At 73.4% G+C, this 15,683-nt stretch carries 17 protein-coding genes; 9 read left to right on the forward strand and 8 right to left on the reverse strand.

Going from position 1 to position 15,683, the window contains the following annotated elements:
• The 4 genes from ACFWEE_RS11265 to ACFWEE_RS11280 all read left to right on the forward strand — a co-directional run bounded on the left by ACFWEE_RS11265 (position 1) and on the right by ACFWEE_RS11280 (position 4,292).
• Positions 1-1,314: an MFS transporter gene (locus ACFWEE_RS11265; protein ID WP_386888342.1), complete on the forward strand. Its 1,314-nt coding sequence runs from the start codon at positions 1-3 to the stop codon at positions 1,312-1,314.
• Positions 1,314-1,853: a chloramphenicol phosphotransferase CPT gene (gene cpt, locus ACFWEE_RS11270; RefSeq protein WP_386888343.1), complete on the forward strand. Its 540-nt coding sequence runs from the start codon at positions 1,314-1,316 to the stop codon at positions 1,851-1,853. Before ACFWEE_RS11265 ends, cpt begins: the two co-directional genes overlap by 1 nt.
• Before the next feature lie 172 nt (positions 1,854-2,025).
• Positions 2,026-3,084, forward strand: coding sequence for an alpha/beta hydrolase (locus tag ACFWEE_RS11275; RefSeq protein ID WP_386888344.1), 1,059 nt, complete (start codon positions 2,026-2,028; stop codon positions 3,082-3,084).
• Positions 3,081-4,292 (forward strand): acyltransferase, encoded by a 1,212-nt coding sequence (locus tag ACFWEE_RS11280; RefSeq protein ID WP_386888345.1) that lies wholly within the window; start codon positions 3,081-3,083, stop codon positions 4,290-4,292. Before ACFWEE_RS11275 ends, ACFWEE_RS11280 begins: the two co-directional genes overlap by 4 nt.
• Positions 4,293-4,358: 66 nt before the next feature.
• Here the strand turns inward: ACFWEE_RS11280 and ACFWEE_RS11285 are convergent, their stop codons facing one another.
• Complete coding sequence (locus ACFWEE_RS11285) at positions 4,359-5,375, reverse strand: aldo/keto reductase (RefSeq protein WP_386888346.1); 1,017 nt, start codon at positions 5,373-5,375, stop codon at positions 4,359-4,361.
• Positions 5,375-5,821 (reverse strand): MerR family transcriptional regulator, encoded by a 447-nt coding sequence (locus ACFWEE_RS11290; RefSeq protein WP_386888347.1) that lies wholly within the window; start codon positions 5,819-5,821, stop codon positions 5,375-5,377. Before ACFWEE_RS11290 ends, ACFWEE_RS11285 begins: the two co-directional genes overlap by 1 nt.
• Positions 5,822-6,025: 204 nt before the next feature.
• Between ACFWEE_RS11290 and ACFWEE_RS11295 the strand changes: the two genes are divergently transcribed.
• The 3 genes from ACFWEE_RS11295 (at position 6,026) to ACFWEE_RS11305 (ending at position 8,918) form a co-directional block, all read left to right on the forward strand.
• The gene (locus ACFWEE_RS11295; protein WP_386888348.1) at positions 6,026-6,904 is read left to right on the forward strand and encodes a DUF4118 domain-containing protein; all 879 of its coding nucleotides are present in this window, start codon (positions 6,026-6,028) and stop codon (positions 6,902-6,904) included.
• A gap of 51 nt (positions 6,905-6,955) precedes the next feature.
• Complete coding sequence (locus ACFWEE_RS11300) at positions 6,956-7,771, forward strand: serine hydrolase domain-containing protein (protein WP_386888349.1); 816 nt, start codon at positions 6,956-6,958, stop codon at positions 7,769-7,771.
• A 310-nt stretch (positions 7,772-8,081) separates the two neighbouring features.
• Entirely contained in the window at positions 8,082-8,918 is an 837-nt protein-coding gene (locus tag ACFWEE_RS11305) for a class I SAM-dependent methyltransferase (RefSeq protein ID WP_386888350.1), read from the forward strand.
• A 67-nt stretch (positions 8,919-8,985) separates the two neighbouring features.
• Here ACFWEE_RS11305 and ACFWEE_RS11310 read toward each other — a convergent pair whose 3' ends face one another.
• The 3 genes from ACFWEE_RS11310 to ACFWEE_RS11320 form a co-directional block, all read right to left on the reverse strand.
• Positions 8,986-9,654: a gamma carbonic anhydrase family protein gene (locus tag ACFWEE_RS11310; RefSeq protein WP_386888351.1), complete on the reverse strand. Its 669-nt coding sequence runs from the start codon at positions 9,652-9,654 to the stop codon at positions 8,986-8,988.
• A gap of 162 nt (positions 9,655-9,816) precedes the next feature.
• Positions 9,817-10,263, reverse strand: coding sequence for a peptidase inhibitor family I36 protein (locus ACFWEE_RS11315; protein ID WP_386888352.1), 447 nt, complete (start codon positions 10,261-10,263; stop codon positions 9,817-9,819).
• A gap of 123 nt (positions 10,264-10,386) precedes the next feature.
• Positions 10,387-10,593, reverse strand: a complete 207-nt coding sequence (locus ACFWEE_RS11320; RefSeq protein ID WP_386888353.1) for a hypothetical protein — start codon at positions 10,591-10,593, stop codon at positions 10,387-10,389.
• 204 nt (positions 10,594-10,797) lie between these two features.
• Between ACFWEE_RS11320 and ACFWEE_RS11325 the strand changes: the two genes are divergently transcribed.
• On the forward strand, positions 10,798-12,357 hold the full coding sequence (locus ACFWEE_RS11325; RefSeq protein ID WP_386888354.1) for an ArnT family glycosyltransferase: 1,560 nt from the start codon (positions 10,798-10,800) through the stop codon (positions 12,355-12,357).
• Positions 12,358-12,414: 57 nt separating this feature from the next.
• On the opposite strand, the gene ACFWEE_RS11330 is transcribed toward ACFWEE_RS11325, so the two are convergent.
• Positions 12,415-12,852, reverse strand: a complete 438-nt coding sequence (locus tag ACFWEE_RS11330) for a DUF6892 domain-containing protein (protein WP_386888355.1) — start codon at positions 12,850-12,852, stop codon at positions 12,415-12,417.
• 266 nt (positions 12,853-13,118) lie between these two features.
• Positions 13,119-13,691, reverse strand: coding sequence for a TetR/AcrR family transcriptional regulator (locus ACFWEE_RS11335; RefSeq protein WP_386888356.1), 573 nt, complete (start codon positions 13,689-13,691; stop codon positions 13,119-13,121).
• 224 nt (positions 13,692-13,915) lie between these two features.
• On the opposite strand from ACFWEE_RS11335, the gene ACFWEE_RS11340 reads away from it, so the two are divergent.
• Positions 13,916-14,863 carry an SDR family oxidoreductase gene (locus ACFWEE_RS11340; protein ID WP_386888357.1) on the forward strand — a complete coding sequence of 316 codons (948 nt, stop codon included), beginning with the start codon at positions 13,916-13,918 and terminating at the stop codon, positions 14,861-14,863.
• 148 nt (positions 14,864-15,011) lie between these two features.
• On the opposite strand, the gene ACFWEE_RS11345 is transcribed toward ACFWEE_RS11340, so the two are convergent.
• A complete protein-coding gene (locus tag ACFWEE_RS11345; RefSeq protein WP_386888358.1) occupies positions 15,012-15,671 on the reverse strand; it encodes a pirin family protein in 660 nt (219 codons plus the stop codon).
• Positions 15,672-15,683: the final 12 nt, after the last annotated feature.

Consider the following 15,683-nt stretch of genomic DNA (forward strand, 5'->3'; position numbering starts at 1 on the left):
TTGAGCAGCTCTTACCATCGACAGCCTCTCACCATCGACGAAGAGGGCCTGCTCATGCCCGCACTGCTGCCGAACACAGCACCCCAACGCGTACTCGCCGCCTGCAACTTCGTCTACACCCTCGGCAGCGGCCTCTATCTGACCGCGGGCGTCCTCTACTTCACCCAGGCGGTCCACCTCCCGGCCGGCCGGGTGGGCCTCGGCCTCGGCGTCGCGGGGATCGTCGCGCTGGCGGTGGGCGTCGCCGCGGGCCATCTCGCGGACCGGCGCGGTGCGCGCGGCGTCTACGCGACGACCCTCGCCGTCCAGGCGCTGGCCACGGCGGGCTTCCTGTGGGCGGACAGTTTCTGGTTGTTCGTCCTCGCGGTGGGGGTGGTCGCCGGAGGAAAGGCGGCGGGCCAGGCCGCCCGCAGCCCGCTCATCCGGCACTACGGCGGCGACCGGCCGCAGGCTTTCCGCGCGTACCTCCGCGCGGTGACCAACGTGGGCATCTCACTCGGCGCCCTGGCCGCGGGCTGGGTCGTCCACGTGGGTACGGTCCCGGCGTACCGGCTGCTGGTCGTCGGCAACGCGGTCGCCTTCGCCGCCTCGGCGGCGGTCCTGCTCCGTCTGCCTCCGGTCAAGCCCGTGGCCACCACCGGCGGACCTCGCTGGACGGCCCTTCGGGACGGCCCCTACCTCCTGCTCGCCGCTCTCGACGGGGTGATGGGGATCCAGTTCAAGGTGCTGACGGTGGCCATCCCGCTCTGGCTGGTCGCCGCCACGGCCGCGCCGCACCTGCTCGTCTCCGGCATCATGCTCGTCAACACCGTCATCGTTGTGGTGTTCCAGGTGAGGGCGGGCCGCGGCGTGGACTCCCCGGCGGCGGGCGGATCCGCCTACCGCCGGGCGGGGGCGGCCTTCCTGGTGTCCTGCTCGCTGATCTCCCTCGCCGCGGGCGTACCCGCGTGGGCCGCGGCGACGCTCCTGATGACCGCGATGGTGATCCACACGATCGGTGAACTGTGGCACGCGGCGGCCGGCTTCGAGGTGTCCTACTCCCTCGCCCCGCCCCACGCCACCGGCCAGTACCTCGGCGTGTTCGGCCTGGGCGCCGGAGTCGCCGAAGCCCTCGGGCCGGGCCTGCTCATCGCGCTGTGCATCGGCTGGGGGCGCCCCGGCTGGTACGTGGTGGGGGCGCTGTTCGTCCTGACGGGCATGGCCGCTCCGCCCGCCGTCCGCTGGGCGCAGAGCCGGAGCCCCGGCCGGGCCCCGGCCCCGGCCCCGCCGGAAAACGCTTCGGACAACGCGCCGATCCCCTCTACCGTGGCCTGATGGCGACTCAGGTGATCGTGTTGAACGGCGGCTCCAGCTCCGGCAAGTCCGGGATCGTCCGGTGTCTGCAGGCGGTGCTGGCGGAGCCGTGGCTCTCGGCCGCCATCGACACCCTGGTGGACTCGATGCCCGCGTCGATGCGGGCGTCCGAAGGCGGGATCGAGTTCACCGCGGACGGCGGAGTGAACGTGGGCGGGGAGTTCCGGCGGCTGGAGGCGGCCTGGATGGAGGGGGTCGCCGCGACGGCGCGCGCGGGCGCCCGGATGATCGTGGACGACGTCTTCCTCGGCGGCGCGGAGTCGCAGGCGCACTGGCAGAAGGCCCTGGTGGGGCTGGACGTGCTCTGGGTCGGGGTCCGGTGCGCGAGCGAGGTCGCCTCGGGACGGGAGATCGCGCGCGGCGACCGCGTCCGGGGCATGGCGGCGGCGCAGGCGGAGTCGGTCCACGAGGGCGTGGTGTACGACCTGGAGGTGGACACCACGCGTACGGAGTCGCTGGAGTGCGCCCGGACCATCGCCGCCCGCGCCGAACGGGGCTGAGCAGCCCCGCGCCCGGCGCCGGACCGCCCCCGGCACCACACCGGACCCCGTACACCCCCTACCCCGGTAGCACCTCGCACTCGGCTCTCCGGTGTGACGCCCGCCGGGGTGTCCCCTTCCTACCTTCTGCTCCGTCGCACCGTCCGGGGCGACGGAACGGAAGGAGGAGCGGATGCGCCGGTACGCGAGGACTCTGGTGGCGGTCGCGCTGGCGGCCACCGTGGCGGCGGGGACCGCCGGCTGGGCGTCGGGAAGTGCGCAGACGGCCGTCAGCGGGCCGCCGCCGGGCAGCGCGTCCTGGCGCGCCGACGAGGCGGCGGGGCACGCGCTGCCCGATCCGGCGAGCGCCACGCCAGCCCAAGTGGCTTCGTTCTTCGCCGCGTTGAACCCCGCACAGCGCCAAGCCCTGGTGGTGCGGCACCCGTCCGTCGTCGGCAACCTCGACGGCGTACCGCTGGAACTGCGCTACCGAGCCAACTCCCTCGCCCTGCGGGCGAGTACCGGTCCCCGGTACCGGTCGCTCGCCGAACAGGGGCGCCAGATCCTCGCGTTCGACCCGCGCGGTCGCGGTCTGGTGGCCGAGGTGTTCGGAGATCTGCGGACGGCCCGGCACGTGGCGGTCGTGGTGCCCGGGTCGGACATCGACGCGGGGACGTACGACCGGGACAGCGACCCGTACGGCGCTCCGGCCGGGATGGCCCGGTCGCTCAGGGACGCGACGGGGCCGGACACCGCCGTGATCGCCTGGGCCGGGTACACCACCCCGGTCGGGGTCGGGTGGGACGCGGCCACCGGGGATCTGGCCGCGATCGGCGCGGACCGGCTGGCCCGGTTCACGGACGGGCTGGCGGCGGACGGCTTTCCGGCGCCCGCCGTGTTCTGCCACAGCTACGGCTCGGTGGTCTGCGGGCTCGCCGCGCACCGGCTGCGCGTCGGCGACCTGGTGGTGCTCGGCTCCCCCGGGATGCGCGCCGACAACGTGGCCGCGCTCAACACCTCCGCCCGGGTCTGGGCGGCGAAGGACCCCACCGACTGGATCGACGACGTGCCGAACGTCGAGTTCGCGGGGGTCGGCCACGGCACCGATCCGACCGACCCGGGGTTCGGCGCCCGCCGGGTACCGGCCCGCCTGGCCGTGGGCCACACCGGCTACTTCGCCCCCGGCACCGACTCGCTGAGGACCTTCGCCGCCATCGTCGAGGGAACCGCGGGAGAGGGGCCGGTCCGATGAGTCCCGCCACGCTCGCCGCCCGGATCGAGTCCCGTACCCCCGCCCACCGCGACCGCGCGATCGACGGGATGCGCGCCCTCGCGCTGCTCGCCGTGCCGACCGGGCACTGGCTGCTCGGCGGGTTCACCCGCGACGGCGACGGCGCCCTGCACAACGCGAGCCCGCTCTCCACGTTCGGGGCGCTGGCCCCGGTGAGCTGGGTGCTCCAGATGCTCGGGGTGTTCTTCCTGGTCGGCGGGTACGTCTCCGCCCTCTCCTACCGGCGCCGCACGTCCACCGCCCGCGCCTGGCTGGGTGGGCGGCTCGCCCGGCTGGGCCGTCCCGTCCTCGGGGTGACCGCCGTGTGGGCGGTGCTCGCTCCGGTGGCGCATCTGCTCGGGGTGGAGTGGACCACCCTGCGGACCGGCGCGACGCTGGTGATCCAGCCACTCTGGTTCGTCGGGGTCTACCTGGTGGTCACCGCGCTGACCCCGGTCTGCGTACGGCTCGCGGAACGCCTCGGCGGGTGGGCCGCCGCGCCGCTCCTGGGGGCGGTCGCCGTGGTGGACTTCCTGCGGTACGGGCCGTACGCGGACGCCGTGCCGTCCTGGCTGGGCCTGCTCAACATCCTGCCGGGGTGGCTCTTCGCGTACCAGCTCGGCGCGAGCTGGGGCGTGGGCCGGATCGGGCGGCGCGGTGCGTCGTTCCTGCTGGCGGGCGGCACGGTGCTGTTCGCCGCATTGCTGCTGGTCTGGCACTACCCGGCGTCGATGGTGGGCGTACCGGGCGTGGCGCGCACCAACTCGCATCCGCCGTCGCTGCTGGTACTGGCGCTGGCCGCCGCGCAGAGCGGTGCGGCGATCCTGCTGCGTGACCGGATCGGCCGGCTGCTGCGCCGCCCCGCGCTCTGGGCGCCGGTGGTGGTCGTCAACCTGTCGGCGATGACGATCCTGTGCTGGCACCAGACCGCGCTGCTGGCCGCCGCCGTCCCGGCGTCCCTGGTGGGAGGTGGCGTACCGGGCCTGACCACGGCTCCCGACAGCGTCGGCTGGATCGTGGCGCGGGTGCTCTGGCTGCCGGTGTGCGCGGCCCTGCTGGTGCTGATCGCCCGCTTCACCCGCCGCTTCGAGGCCCCGTGGCGCCGGGGCACCCGCACCACCCGGGCGCGCAACGCCGTGGTCGGGTTGCTCGCGGCGGGGTTCGCGGTGTTCGCGCTGGGGCTGGCGTGAGGCTCGCGGGGCGGGCGCCCGTACCCCGCCTCCGCGCGGGGGGTACGGGCGCCCGTGACACACGGCCTACTTCTCCCGGGCCGTCGCCGTGTTGCTCATGTCGGGGTAGCGGTCGCCCGCCACCTTGCCGGCGATCGGCTCCAGCTCGGCCAGTTCCCCGGGGGTGAGGACGATCCGGGCCGCGCCGACGTTCTCCAGCAGCCGGGCGGGCTTGCGGGTGCCGGGGATCGGCACGACGGTGAGCCCGTGCACCTGGGCGCGCTGGTGCACCCAGGCCAGCGCCACCTGCGCGGGGGTCGCCCCGTGCGCCTCGGCGATCCGGCGGACCGGCTCCAGCAGGGCCGCGTTGTTCTTCGCGTTGTCGCCGGTGAAGCGGGGCTGGTACTGCCGGAAGTCGTCCTTGCCGAGGTCCTTCCCGGCGTCCGCGAACGCCCCGGTCAGGAAGCCGCGGCCGAGCGGCGAGTACGGCACCAGCGTGACGCCCAGTTCGGCGGCGGCCGGTACGGCGCTGTGCTCCAGGTCCCGGCTGAAGAGCGACCACTCCGACTGGAGCGCGGCGATCGGGTGCACGGCGTGCGCCTCGCGCAGCTCCGGCCCCGTCACCTCGCTCAGTCCGAGCTGCTTGACCTTGCCCTCCTTGATCAGTTCCGCCATCGTGCCGACCGACTCGGCGAAGGGGACCCGCGGGTCGCGGCGGTGCATGTAGTAGAGGTCGATCACGTCGGTGCCGAGGCGGCGCAGGCTCGCCTCCACCGCCTGCCTGATGTAGGCGGCGTCGTTGCGGACGCCCCGGTAGGCCGGGTCGTCGGTCCGCTCGATGGCGAACTTGGTGGCCAGCGTGATCCGGTCCCGGTTGGTCCCGACGAAGGAGGCGAGGAACTCCTCGTTGGCGCCGCGTCCGTAGATGTCGGCGGTGTCGAAGAGGGTGACCCCCGCGTCCAGAGCGGTGTGCAGGGTGTCGTGGGCGGCCATCTCGTCGGTCTCGCCGTAGAACTCGCTCATGCCCATGCAGCCGAGTCCCTGCACGCCGACCTGCGGTCCGTCCGCCCCGAGCTGCACGGTGGGAAGGGTGTTCTCCGTCATCAGACACACGGCCTTTCCGGCGCCCGTCGGGCGCTCGCATAGAAGTCGATCTTGTAGTCGAGGACGGTGAGCGTCTCGTGGAGCTCCGCGATCCGCGCCCGTACGTCGCGGCGGGTCGCCTCCAGCAGCGCCTGCCTCTGGTCGAAGGTATGCTCGCCCTCGCGCAGCAGTTCCGCGTACCGGACCATGTCGGCCACCGGCATCCCGGTCAGCCGGAGCTTGCCGACGAAGTCCAGCCATTCGAGGTCCTTGTCGGTGAACCTGCGCTGACCGGTCTGCGAGCGGTCGACGTGCGGCATCAGGCCGATCCGCTCGTACCAGCGCAGGGTGTGCGCGGTGAGTCCGGTGCGGGCCGCGACCTCGCTGATCGTGTACCGGACCGTCCGGCCCGGCGGGGAGGCCTGCTGGGGCACCGGTCGTACGGACGTGCTCTGCGTCACCGTCATGACCTCCACGTTAGAACGTTGGAGTGCACTCCAAGCAAGTGGAACCCGCGGGTGACACCCGGCGGGCCCCGGCCGTGCCGCCGCATCAATGCCGCGTCAGCGCTGTATCAGTGATCCGTCAAGTTCCCCACCGGCGGGCGCCGTTCCCGCCGTGCGGGTCCGAAGCTGGGACCACAGGTTCCTTCGAGTTCTGCGAGGCATGTCATGAGGTCCGGCCTGCGGGACGTGGTCGCCGTGTTGTCCGGGGTACTGGCCCCGCTGCTGCTGGCGCTGGTCCTCATCCCCGTCCGTACCGATATCACGAACACCAACGCGGCGCTGCTCCTCGTCGTCGTGGTCGGGGCCGTGGCGGCGCTCGGGAACCGCCTCGCGGGCGCGGTCGCCGCGCTGTCGTCCGCCGCGTGGTTCGACTTCTTCCACGCCGAGCCGTTCGAGAGCTTCGACATCGACGACGGGGCCGACATCGAGACGGCCGTGCTGCTCCTGGCGGTCGGGCTGGTCGTGTCGCAGCTCGCCGCGCGGGCCCTGGTCCTGCGCCGGTTCGCCTTCACCGAGGCCTCCCACCTGGACCGGCTGCACCGTACGACGGGGCTGGTCAGGACCGGCGCGTCCGCCGACGCCGTGATGGACCGCGTCCGGCACGAGCTGGTGGACGTCCTGGAGCTGAGCGAGTGCCGCTTCGAGTACGGCGCCGAGCCCCCCGCCGAACGCGATGTCGCGCACGGCCTCGCGCACGGGCTCACGCACGACTTCGCGCACGATTTCACGCACACCGAGCCCGTCGGGCAGCCGTCGGTCCTCGCCCCGGACGGAAGTGTGCGGGTACCGGGCTGGATCTGGGACGTGGACCGGCAGGGCTGGCCGGACGGCGAGATCGAACTCCGGGTCACGGTGCTCGACCGCTGCCTGGGGCGGTTCGTGCTGACTCCCCCGCCGGGCGCCCTGCCGCCGCCCCTGGAGGCCCGCCTCGTCGCCGTCGACCTGGCCGCCCAGGCCGCCGTGGCGCTGCCGGCCGCCACCGGAGCCCCCGCGCCCCTGGTGGCGCACGGGGACCCCCGACCGGCGGCAGCGTCGGAGCGGTGAGCCCCGGCCCCTGCTCCGGGACGCGGGTCCGCTGCCTCTACCCTCGTAACCATGCAGAGCCTGGCGTTGATCGAGAACTGGCCCGTCCCCACCGCGGCAGCCGCCGTCGTACGCGCGGACGGCACCGTCCTCGGTACGCACGGCGACACCGCGCACCGCTTCCCCCTCGCCTCCGTGACGAAGCCGCTGGCGGCGTACGCGGCGCTCGTCGCGTACGAGGAAGGCGCCGTGGAACTGGACGAACCGGCCGGTCCCGAGGGCTCGACCGTCCGCCACCTGCTCGCCCACACCAGCGGTCTCGCCTTCGACGAGCACCGGGTGACGGCACCGCCCGGTACCCGGCGGCTCTACTCCAACGCGGGCTTCGAGGTCCTCGGCGAGCACATCGCGAAGGCCTCCGGCATCCCCTTCGCCGACTACGCCCGCGAGGCCGTCCTCGAACCGCTGGGGATGGCGTCGACCACGCTCGACGGCTCGCCCGCCAAGGACGGCGTCTCGACCGTCGCCGACCTGGTCCGCTTCGTCGCCGAGGTGCAGGCACCCCGGCTGCTGGACCCGCGCACGGTGCTGGAGGCGCAGACCGTCGTGCACCCCGGGCTCAAGGGCGTACTCCCCGGGTACGGCCACCAGAACCCCAACGACTGGGGCCTCGGCTTCGAGATCCGCGACTCCAAGTCCCCGCACTGGACCGGCACCACCTCCTCCCCCGCGACCTTCGGCCACTTCGGCCAGTCCGGCACCTTCCTCTGGATCGACCCGGGCGCGGGCGTCGCCTGCGTCGCCCTGACCGACCGCGCCTTCGGCCCCTGGGCCGCCGAGGTGTGGACCCCGTTCACGGACGCGGTGCTGGCCGAGGCCGGCCGGTAGGGAGCCGCAGGGGCGGGCACGGGCCCGGACCGGCGGGACGCGCCCGGCCGGGTCACCCGACAGGCCCTCGGGTCCGGCGCGCCTCGGCCGTGCGGGCGACCGCCTGTGGAGGATTCGGTGGGGCGCCGCCCGCCCGGCGGGAATGGTCAGACCCGGCCTGGTCCTGCGGACGGGCCGCCCGCACCCCCGCCGCGTGGAAAGGCCCGGTCATGCCACACCTTGCCGTCGACCCGTTGTTCCCTCCCCCAGCCACCCGCCCGTCCCCGGAAGCCGCCGGTCACCGGGCGCCCGGCTCGACGCGGGTGACGGCGTGAACCCCGCGTCGGAGGGCGGCCGTTACGGCGAGGCGTTCTTCCGGCCCGAGCAGGCGGGCGAGGGCGAGCGCATCGACTTCGGGGCCCTCGCCTACGACGACGTCACCCTGGCGCGGCTGCGGGCGCTCGGCGTCGGCCCGGGGTGGCGCTGCCTCGACGTGGGGGCGGGCACGGGCACGGTCGCCCGCCGGCTGCTGGGCGAGGCCGGGGTGGAGAGCGTGCTCGCCGTCGACCGCGACGTACGGTTCCTCGGCGAGCGGCCGGTCCCCGGCCTCGACCTCCTGGAAGCCGACATCACCGCCCCGGGATTCGTCTCCGGCGCGTACGACCTCGTCCACGCGCGCTTCGTCCTGATGCACCTCGCCGGGCACGAGAGCCTGATCACCACGCTGGCCGGACTCGTCGCCCCGGGAGGCGTGCTGGTGCTCAGCGACGCGGTGGACCTGACGAGCGACCGTACGCCCGACACCCCGTACACCGCGGCGATGCGGGCGATGTGGCAGGGGCTGGGGGCGACGATCGGCACCGATGTCTCCTGGGTGCCGTCGTACCCGCAGCTGCTGCGCGGAGCGGGACTCGCACCCGTCGCCGCCGAGATCCACGTGCCGCCGCTCCAGCCGGAGAGTCCCATCAGCCGCTTCTGGGCGGACACCTGGGAGCGCAGCCGGCCCGCGATGCTCGCCACCGGGCTGGTGGACGACGCCGCCGTCGACGCGGCGATCCGCTACCTGGTCTCCGACGAGTGCGCCGCGCTGTCGGCCGGGATGCTCACCGCCTGGGGGTGGAAACCCGGGGAGAGGCCCGGTGCGGGCGCGGCGGGGAAGGGGCGCTGACTGCGGGCGGTGTCGATGAGGACGCGGACCGGCCGGCCGTCCTCACGAAGGAATCGCGGGACAGCCCTCAGTGATCGCGACTCGGTACGCCCCGAGAGCCGGAATCGAGGACCTCGTCGTCCGCGTGCGCGCCGAACTCGGCGACGCGCACCTCCGCGATCTGCTCGTACCGGCTGACCCGGTCGGTCCACTCCGCGTCGACACCGAACGCCACCTGCGCGAAGCCCACCCGCCGGACGGCCTCGGCCAGGCCCGGATCGCCGGGGGCCAGCAGCCGCACCGGCGCGTCGAGCGCCACGGTGTGCGGCGGCACGAAGTACGCGTCCGGCACCGCGGTGCGCGCATGGACGAGCGCGCCGACCGCCACGACCGAACCGGCCCCCAACCGTGCGCGCTGCAGGACCGTCGCCGAAGTCGCCACGTAGACGCACCTGCCGACCTCGCAGCCCAGCAGCGTGGCCTGCGGCCCCACGAAGACGTGGTCACCGACGAGCACCGGCTGGTCACCGGCGACCGCGGACCCGCGCAACACCGCGTTCTCGCAGATCACCGTCGCCTCCCCGACCTCGATCCGGGACCCCTCGGCATCGAGCACCGCGCCGTACATCACCCGTGCCCTCGGCCCCACGCGGACATCGCCGACGAGCGTGGCCGTCGGGGCGACGTAGGCGGTGGGATGGACCTGCGGTTCATGCCCGCGGTGACGGACGCGTATTCCCTGCGCTTCAGCGGTCATGAGCGGATTCTCGTCCGACCGACGGCGAGCACGCTGGCGGATTTCCGACGTCACGTTCGCCGGGGCTTCCTTGGGCAGCCGAAGGTCGCCCGCGTGTACGGCAGTTACCAGTCCGAGTGACCACGTACCACGAACCGCAGGACCCTTTGCTCACGGACCAAGTCAGTAGAAGACGCGGTACGGCGCCTCGCACACACCGGGCCTGAACGACGACACCGAGTCGTTCGCCTCCGTCTCCACGCGGACGCCGCCCTCCGTCACGTACCCGATGTTGGCCGAGGAGGCTCCGGGGGCGATGGACCAGCAGTAGTTCTTCTCCGGGCTGGAACTGTTCCCGTAGTTGGAGTCGCCGTATACGGCGATCCACCCATCGGTCCGGTTCCAGAACGAACTGGCCCGGTCGTTGAAGTCGTGGACGTTGGGCTGCGGTTCGCTGGAGTAGACGAACAAGCCTTCGTACTCGACGTGTTGCCACATGCAGAACTCGTCGTCCGGACACTCGCTGTAGGAAGCCGTGGCACTGGACGCGCCGACGGTCTCCACCCCCAGGATGCCCACCACCGCGGCACAAGCCGCGAGCGCCCGAACACCACGTCGTCCGAGGTTCATCACTTCGGCCCCTCTTCCAGTCGCCGTCCGGCCCACGCACCTCGTGGGCCTCACCGACCGCTACGGCGAAAGCGCCGGAAGGGTTCACGCCGCGTCAACACCGCAAGGTGTCCTGTCGGCGCGTCAGGGAGCGGTACCGGCCCGCAGGAGGGCCGAGACGGCGCCCGCCTCGCCCTGGACCGAGGCCAAGTGGAGCGGGGTGGTGCCGTACCGGTCGGGCGCCTCCGGATCGGCGCCGGCGCGCAGGAGCGCCTGGAGGCGCGCGGTGTCGCCGGTCAGGGCCGCGCCGACGAAATCCCTCGACAGCTTCTTGGAGCGCCTTCGGTTCATGGGTGCGGAGCGTAGCCCCGCAGCCGGTCGGCAACAGCGTCGAGTGAACCAACTTCCTTATGACATAGGACACTTCACGACACACGATGCGGTACGTAGAGTGCGAGCGCGGCCCGGGCCCCGTAGGGGCGGTGCGAAGCGTGGCGCCGCAGGGCGAGCCCCGGGTCCAGAACCGGGACCGGGGCGGGAAAACCGGGGGCGGACATGACGGACGAGGCGGACTCGGAGCAGCAGCCGGAGACAGGGCGGGCAGGGAGGACCTCGCAACCCTGCCGGCCCGTCGGCCCGCTGGACCACCGGGTGTTCGTCGTCGCGGGCGTGGTCTTCGCCGTACTGATGGCGTTCTCCACCCGCTACGGCTTCCACACCGACGAGTTGTACTTCCTCGACAGCGCCCGGCACCTCCAGGCGAGTTACGTGGACCAGCCGGTGCTGGCTCCGCTGCTGGCCCGGGTCTCGCTGTCGCTCTTCGGTGTCTCGGAGGCCGGTCTCCGGCTGTGGCCGGCACTGGCCGCGGCGGGCACCGTGGTCGTGGGCGGGCTGACCGCACGGGAGTTCGGCGGGGCTCGGCGGAGCCAGCTGCTCGCGGCGGTCGCCACCGGCACCATGCCGGTGCTGCTCGGCGGTGCGCATCTCGCCAACACCACGTCGTACGAGGTGCTGGCGTGGGCGGCGATCGCGTGCGTGGTCGTACGGATCGGCCGCACCGGCGACACGCGGTGGTGGCTCGCCGCAGGGGTACTGGTGGGCGTCGGCGCGGAGTTCAACCATCTCGCGGCCCTCTTCGGGATCGTCCTGCTGGCCTCCGTACTGATCGGCCCGGCTCGGCGGACCGTGGCCGACCGCCGGCTGCTCGCGGGCGTGGGGGTGGCCGTGCTGCTCGTCCTGCCCGATCTGTGGTGGCAGGCGCACCACGACTGGGCGATGTTGCCGATGACGCGGGCGCTGAACGCCGAGAACGGCGGACCGGGCAACATCCTCACCTGGATCGTGGGGCAGGTCGTCATCGCGGGCCCGGTGATGCTGGCGGTGTGGGTGGCGGGGCTGCGGTTCCTGTGGGGGTCCGGCCGGCCGCTGTGGCGGTCCCTGGTGATCGCGTACGCCGTGCTGTTCGTCCTGTTCGCCGTGACCACCGGCGCGCAGATCTACTATCTGGGCGGGCTGTACGTGTGTCTGCTGGCGGCCGGAGCGGTCGGGCGCGACGGGTGGCTGCACGCGCGCCCGGACCGGCTGCGGAGCCTGCGGACGGGTACGGCCGTCTCCGCGGCGTTCCTCGCCGTGGTCGTGCTGCCGGTGCTGCCGCCCTCGCAGACGGGCTGGACGTACGCCATCAGCACCAACTCGGGTGAATCCGTGGGCTGGCCCCAACTCGTGTCCACCGTGCGGAAGGTGTGGACCGGCCTGCCTGCGGAGCAACGCGCGAACGCGGTGATCTACACGGCGGACTACGGCGAGGCCGGTGCCATCAACGAGCTCGGGCGCGGCACCGGGCTGCCCACCGCCGTGAGCGCCCACAACACCGACTGGTGGTGGGGTCCCGGCAACCCGCGCGCCACGACCGTGGTGGCCGTCGCGCCGGGCCCCGACGACGCCCCCGGATACACCGCGTATCTGCGCCGGTACTTCCGCGACGTCCAAGTGGCGGCCGGCCTCTCCAACCCCTACGGCGTGCACAACACCGAATGGGGCGGCCACGTCTACGTCTGCACCGGCCCCCGCCGCCCCTGGGGCGCGTTGTGGCCGGAACTGCGGCACTACGGCTGAGGCGGTCCGGGGGCCGTCCTGCGGCCGGTGACGCGATCCGAACGGGGCACTCCCGGCTCAGTGACGCGCGGCGATCCCCCGCGCGGCCAGGACGTCCAGCGATCCCGGGACCATGTGCTCCAGCGCACGGCCCCCGGTGACGAGCTTCAGGTTGGGCAGCAGGTCCAGATCGTCGAGGGAGTGCACGTCGAAGATGTCGTCCTCGCCGTCCCAGACCGGGGCGCACTCCATGTAGACCTGGTGGCCGCCGTCCAGGGTCAGCTCCTCCACGGTGGCGAGGAGGTGCGCCGGTATCTCCAACTCCTCGAAGAAGGCGCGGCCTTCGGCGAGGACGGTGAACTCCAGACCGTTCTCCTCGACGTAGTCGTGAAGGTCCTCGATGCCGCGCGCCCGCAGGTGCTCCGCCATGCTGAACGCCGGGAGGAGGGTCTCGTCCCAGTACATGAGCTTCTCGACGACGAGGAGCTTGAAGTTGAAGTCCTTGAAGGCAGTCATGATCCACGTATATCAACGGGCACTGACAGCCCCGGACATCGCGACTCGCTCCGGTACGGAGTACGTCGCCGCCCCGGCAGGCGGACGCAGGCGGACGGACTCCTGACCGGGCGACAGGCTCCCCGCACCGTCCGCGAGGCACGCGGACCCGCCGTCCGTGAGGCACGCGGACCCGCCGTCCGCGAGGCACGCGAATCCGCCACCCGTGAGGTACGCGCGCCTGCCGCCCGAGAAGCACCGGCCCCGCTGTCCGGGAAACACACGCCCTACTCCCCCGCCGCCACCGCCTTGAGCTCGGCCAGCGACTCCCGCAGGAAGTGCAGCAAGGGGCGTTCCTCGTCCTCGGCGCCGCCCACCCAGCGTTCGAAGCCGACCTTGAAGACGGCGATGCCCGCTTCCGCGGTGAGGCCGGCGGCGGGTTCCGGGACGCCGCGTTCGCGGAGCGTCCTGGTCAGCGCGGCGGCCAGCGTGGCGAGCTTGATGAGTTCGCGTTCGTGGAGATCGGCGCTGGCCATGATGACGGCCTGGCGCTGCCGGGCGAACGCCCGGCGGTCCTCGAAGTACCCGGCGACGGCCTCCAGCGCCGAGGCCATCGCGTCGATCGGCGCGGCCGTCCGCGGGGTGGCGGCGAGAGCTGCCACGAAGGTCTGCTCCAGCACCTGCGCGCCGCCGAAGAGGACCTCGCGCTTGTCCGCGTAATGGCGGAAGAAGGTCCGCTCGGTGAGCCCGGCGCGGGCGGCGATCTGCGCGGCGGTGGTCTGCTCGAAGCCGTACTCGCCGTACAGCTCCAGAGCCGCCTGCCCCAGACGTTCGCGCGCGTTCGGTTGCCATCGACCCATGGCGCGATCCTACGTGATGACAGTGCCTGACATCAGGTGTACGTTGGAGCACGTAACGACAGTGACTGACATCGCCCTCCTCGGGCGTCACGCGCCCCGCGACCGGTGCCCTCGACGCACCGGGCCCCGGTGGCCCCGGACTCCGGTGGCCCCGCGCCCCCGGTGGCCCCGGACTCCCGGCGCGTGCAACGACGAGGCGGCCGACCCCCTCTGGAGGTTCTTCCATGCGTGTATTCGTCACCGGCGCGTCCGGCTGGATCGGCTCGGCGGTCGTTCCGGAGCTCATCGCCGCAGGTCACCAGGTGGTCGGGCTCGCCCGTTCGGACGCCTCCGCCGCCGCGCTCACCAAGGCGGGCGCCGAGGTGCGGCACGGCTCGCTCGACGACCTGGAGGTGCTGCGCGAGGCGACGGCCGAGTCGGACGGGGTGATCCACCTCGCCTTCAAGCACGACCTCGCTTTCAGCGGGGGCTTCGACGCCGCCACCGAGGCGGACCGCCGCGCCATCGACACCCTCGGCGAAGCCCTCGCAGGTTCCGGCCGCCCGCTGGTGATCGCCGCCGGGATCCTCGGCCTCGCCCCGGGGCGGGTCGCCACCGAGGAGGACGGGCAGCCCACCGGCCGGGCGGGCGGGGCGGGCACGGAAGCCGCGGCAAGCGGTCCGGCCGGGCGGCTGGCCAACTCCCACGCGGCGCTCGCCTTCGCGGACCGGAACGTCCGGGCCTCGGTCGTACGGCTGCCCCCGACCGTGCACGGGGACGGGGACCACGGCTTCCTCGCGGCGGTGGTCGCCATCGCCCGCGAGAAGAGCGTCTCCGGCTACGTCGCCGACGGCGCCGCCCGCTGGCCCGCCGTCCACCGGGACGACGCCGCGCGCCTCTTCCGCCTCGCGCTGGAGAACGCCCCGGCCGGTTCGACCCTGCACGCCATCGGCGACCAGGGGGTGCCGATCCGGGCGGTCGCGGAGGTGATCGGGGAACACCTCGGAGTGCCGGTGGCCTCCGTCGCCCCGGCCGACGCAGCGGCCCACTTCACCTGGCTCGCCGACCTCCTCGCCCTCGACAGCCCCGCCTCCGCCGACCGCACCCGCGCCCTGCTGGGGTGGCGGCCGACCGGACCGGGCCTCCTCGACGACCTCGGCGAGGGGCACTACTTCGCGGCGCCGACCGCCTGAACAAAACGGCCCGCCGGCCTTCGGGCCACGCAAGGCCGGCGGGCCACCGCAGGCCGGCGGGCCACCGAAGACCGTGGACCGACAGGCCGCCAAGGGCCTGCGGGCCACCACAAGCCGGCGGGCTGCCGAAGCCGGTCGGGCCGCCCTCTCAGCCCGCCAGCTCCCACACCAGCACCTGCGCCCCCGCGCCCGCCGCCCGCAGCTCCATCCCCTCGGCGTCCGTGATCCGGGCCGAGTCGCCAGCCGCGAGGCGGTCGCCGCCGAGGGCGACCTCACCGCTCACCACGTGGACGTACGCGCGCACCGCGTCCGGGACCGCCGCGCGCTCGCCCGCCGCGAGCCGGCGGACGTGCAGCATCGCCCCGGCGGCGGGCAGGGCGTACGGGGTGGAGTCCGCGATGCCGGGGACCACGGTGTACGCGGGCTCGCCGCCGGCCTCCAGCGGGGCCAGCCACATCTGAAGGAAGGTCAGGGGCGCTTCGCCGTCGTTGCGTTCGACGTGCCGGACCCCGGCCGCCGCACTGAGGTGCTGTACGTCACCGGCGCGCACCACCCGGGTGTGACCGGCCGAGTCGCGGTGGGTGAGCTCGCCCTCCACCACCCACGTGACGATCTCGGTGTGGCTGTGCGGATGCTCGTCGAAGCCCGCGCCGGGGGCCAGCCGCTCCTCGTTGCAGGCGAGGATCGCGCCGAAGCGGAGGTTGTCGGGGTCGTAGAAGGAACCGAAGGAGAAGGCGTGCCGGGACTCGATCCCGGCCGCCCGGTCCCCGCCCTCGTACCTGCTCTGCGCACGGTGTACGGACATCACGCCCCCACCGTA

The sequence above is a fragment of the Streptomyces sp. NPDC060184 genome (assembly GCF_042728795.1).
Taxonomy (GTDB): Bacteria; Actinomycetota; Actinomycetes; order Streptomycetales; family Streptomycetaceae; genus Streptomyces.

What these genes read in the sequence shown, in the direction of transcription:
- ACFWEE_RS11310 (WP_386888351.1), bottom strand. Translation starts at nt 9,654, where the DNA reads ATGACCGCTGAAGCGCAGGGAATACGCGTCCGTCACCGCGGGCATGAA.
- ACFWEE_RS11340 (WP_386888357.1), top strand. Translation starts at nt 13,916, where the DNA reads ATGCGTGTATTCGTCACCGGCGCGTCCGGCTGGATCGGCTCGGCGGTC.
- ACFWEE_RS11300 (WP_386888349.1), top strand. Translation starts at nt 6,956, where the DNA reads ATGCAGAGCCTGGCGTTGATCGAGAACTGGCCCGTCCCCACCGCGGCA.
- ACFWEE_RS11280 (WP_386888345.1), top strand. Translation starts at nt 3,081, where the DNA reads ATGAGTCCCGCCACGCTCGCCGCCCGGATCGAGTCCCGTACCCCCGCC.
- ACFWEE_RS11335 (WP_386888356.1), bottom strand. Translation starts at nt 13,691, where the DNA reads ATGGGTCGATGGCAACCGAACGCGCGCGAACGTCTGGGGCAGGCGGCT.
- ACFWEE_RS11295 (WP_386888348.1), top strand. Translation starts at nt 6,026, where the DNA reads ATGAGGTCCGGCCTGCGGGACGTGGTCGCCGTGTTGTCCGGGGTACTG.
- ACFWEE_RS11320 (WP_386888353.1), bottom strand. Translation starts at nt 10,593, where the DNA reads ATGAACCGAAGGCGCTCCAAGAAGCTGTCGAGGGATTTCGTCGGCGCG.
- ACFWEE_RS11285 (WP_386888346.1), bottom strand. Translation starts at nt 5,375, where the DNA reads ATGACGGAGAACACCCTTCCCACCGTGCAGCTCGGGGCGGACGGACCG.
- ACFWEE_RS11330 (WP_386888355.1), bottom strand. Translation starts at nt 12,852, where the DNA reads ATGACTGCCTTCAAGGACTTCAACTTCAAGCTCCTCGTCGTCGAGAAG.
- cpt (WP_386888343.1), top strand. Translation starts at nt 1,314, where the DNA reads ATGGCGACTCAGGTGATCGTGTTGAACGGCGGCTCCAGCTCCGGCAAG.
- ACFWEE_RS11290 (WP_386888347.1), bottom strand. Translation starts at nt 5,821, where the DNA reads ATGACGGTGACGCAGAGCACGTCCGTACGACCGGTGCCCCAGCAGGCC.
- ACFWEE_RS11315 (WP_386888352.1), bottom strand. Translation starts at nt 10,263, where the DNA reads ATGAACCTCGGACGACGTGGTGTTCGGGCGCTCGCGGCTTGTGCCGCG.
- ACFWEE_RS11275 (WP_386888344.1), top strand. Translation starts at nt 2,026, where the DNA reads ATGCGCCGGTACGCGAGGACTCTGGTGGCGGTCGCGCTGGCGGCCACC.
- ACFWEE_RS11325 (WP_386888354.1), top strand. Translation starts at nt 10,798, where the DNA reads ATGACGGACGAGGCGGACTCGGAGCAGCAGCCGGAGACAGGGCGGGCA.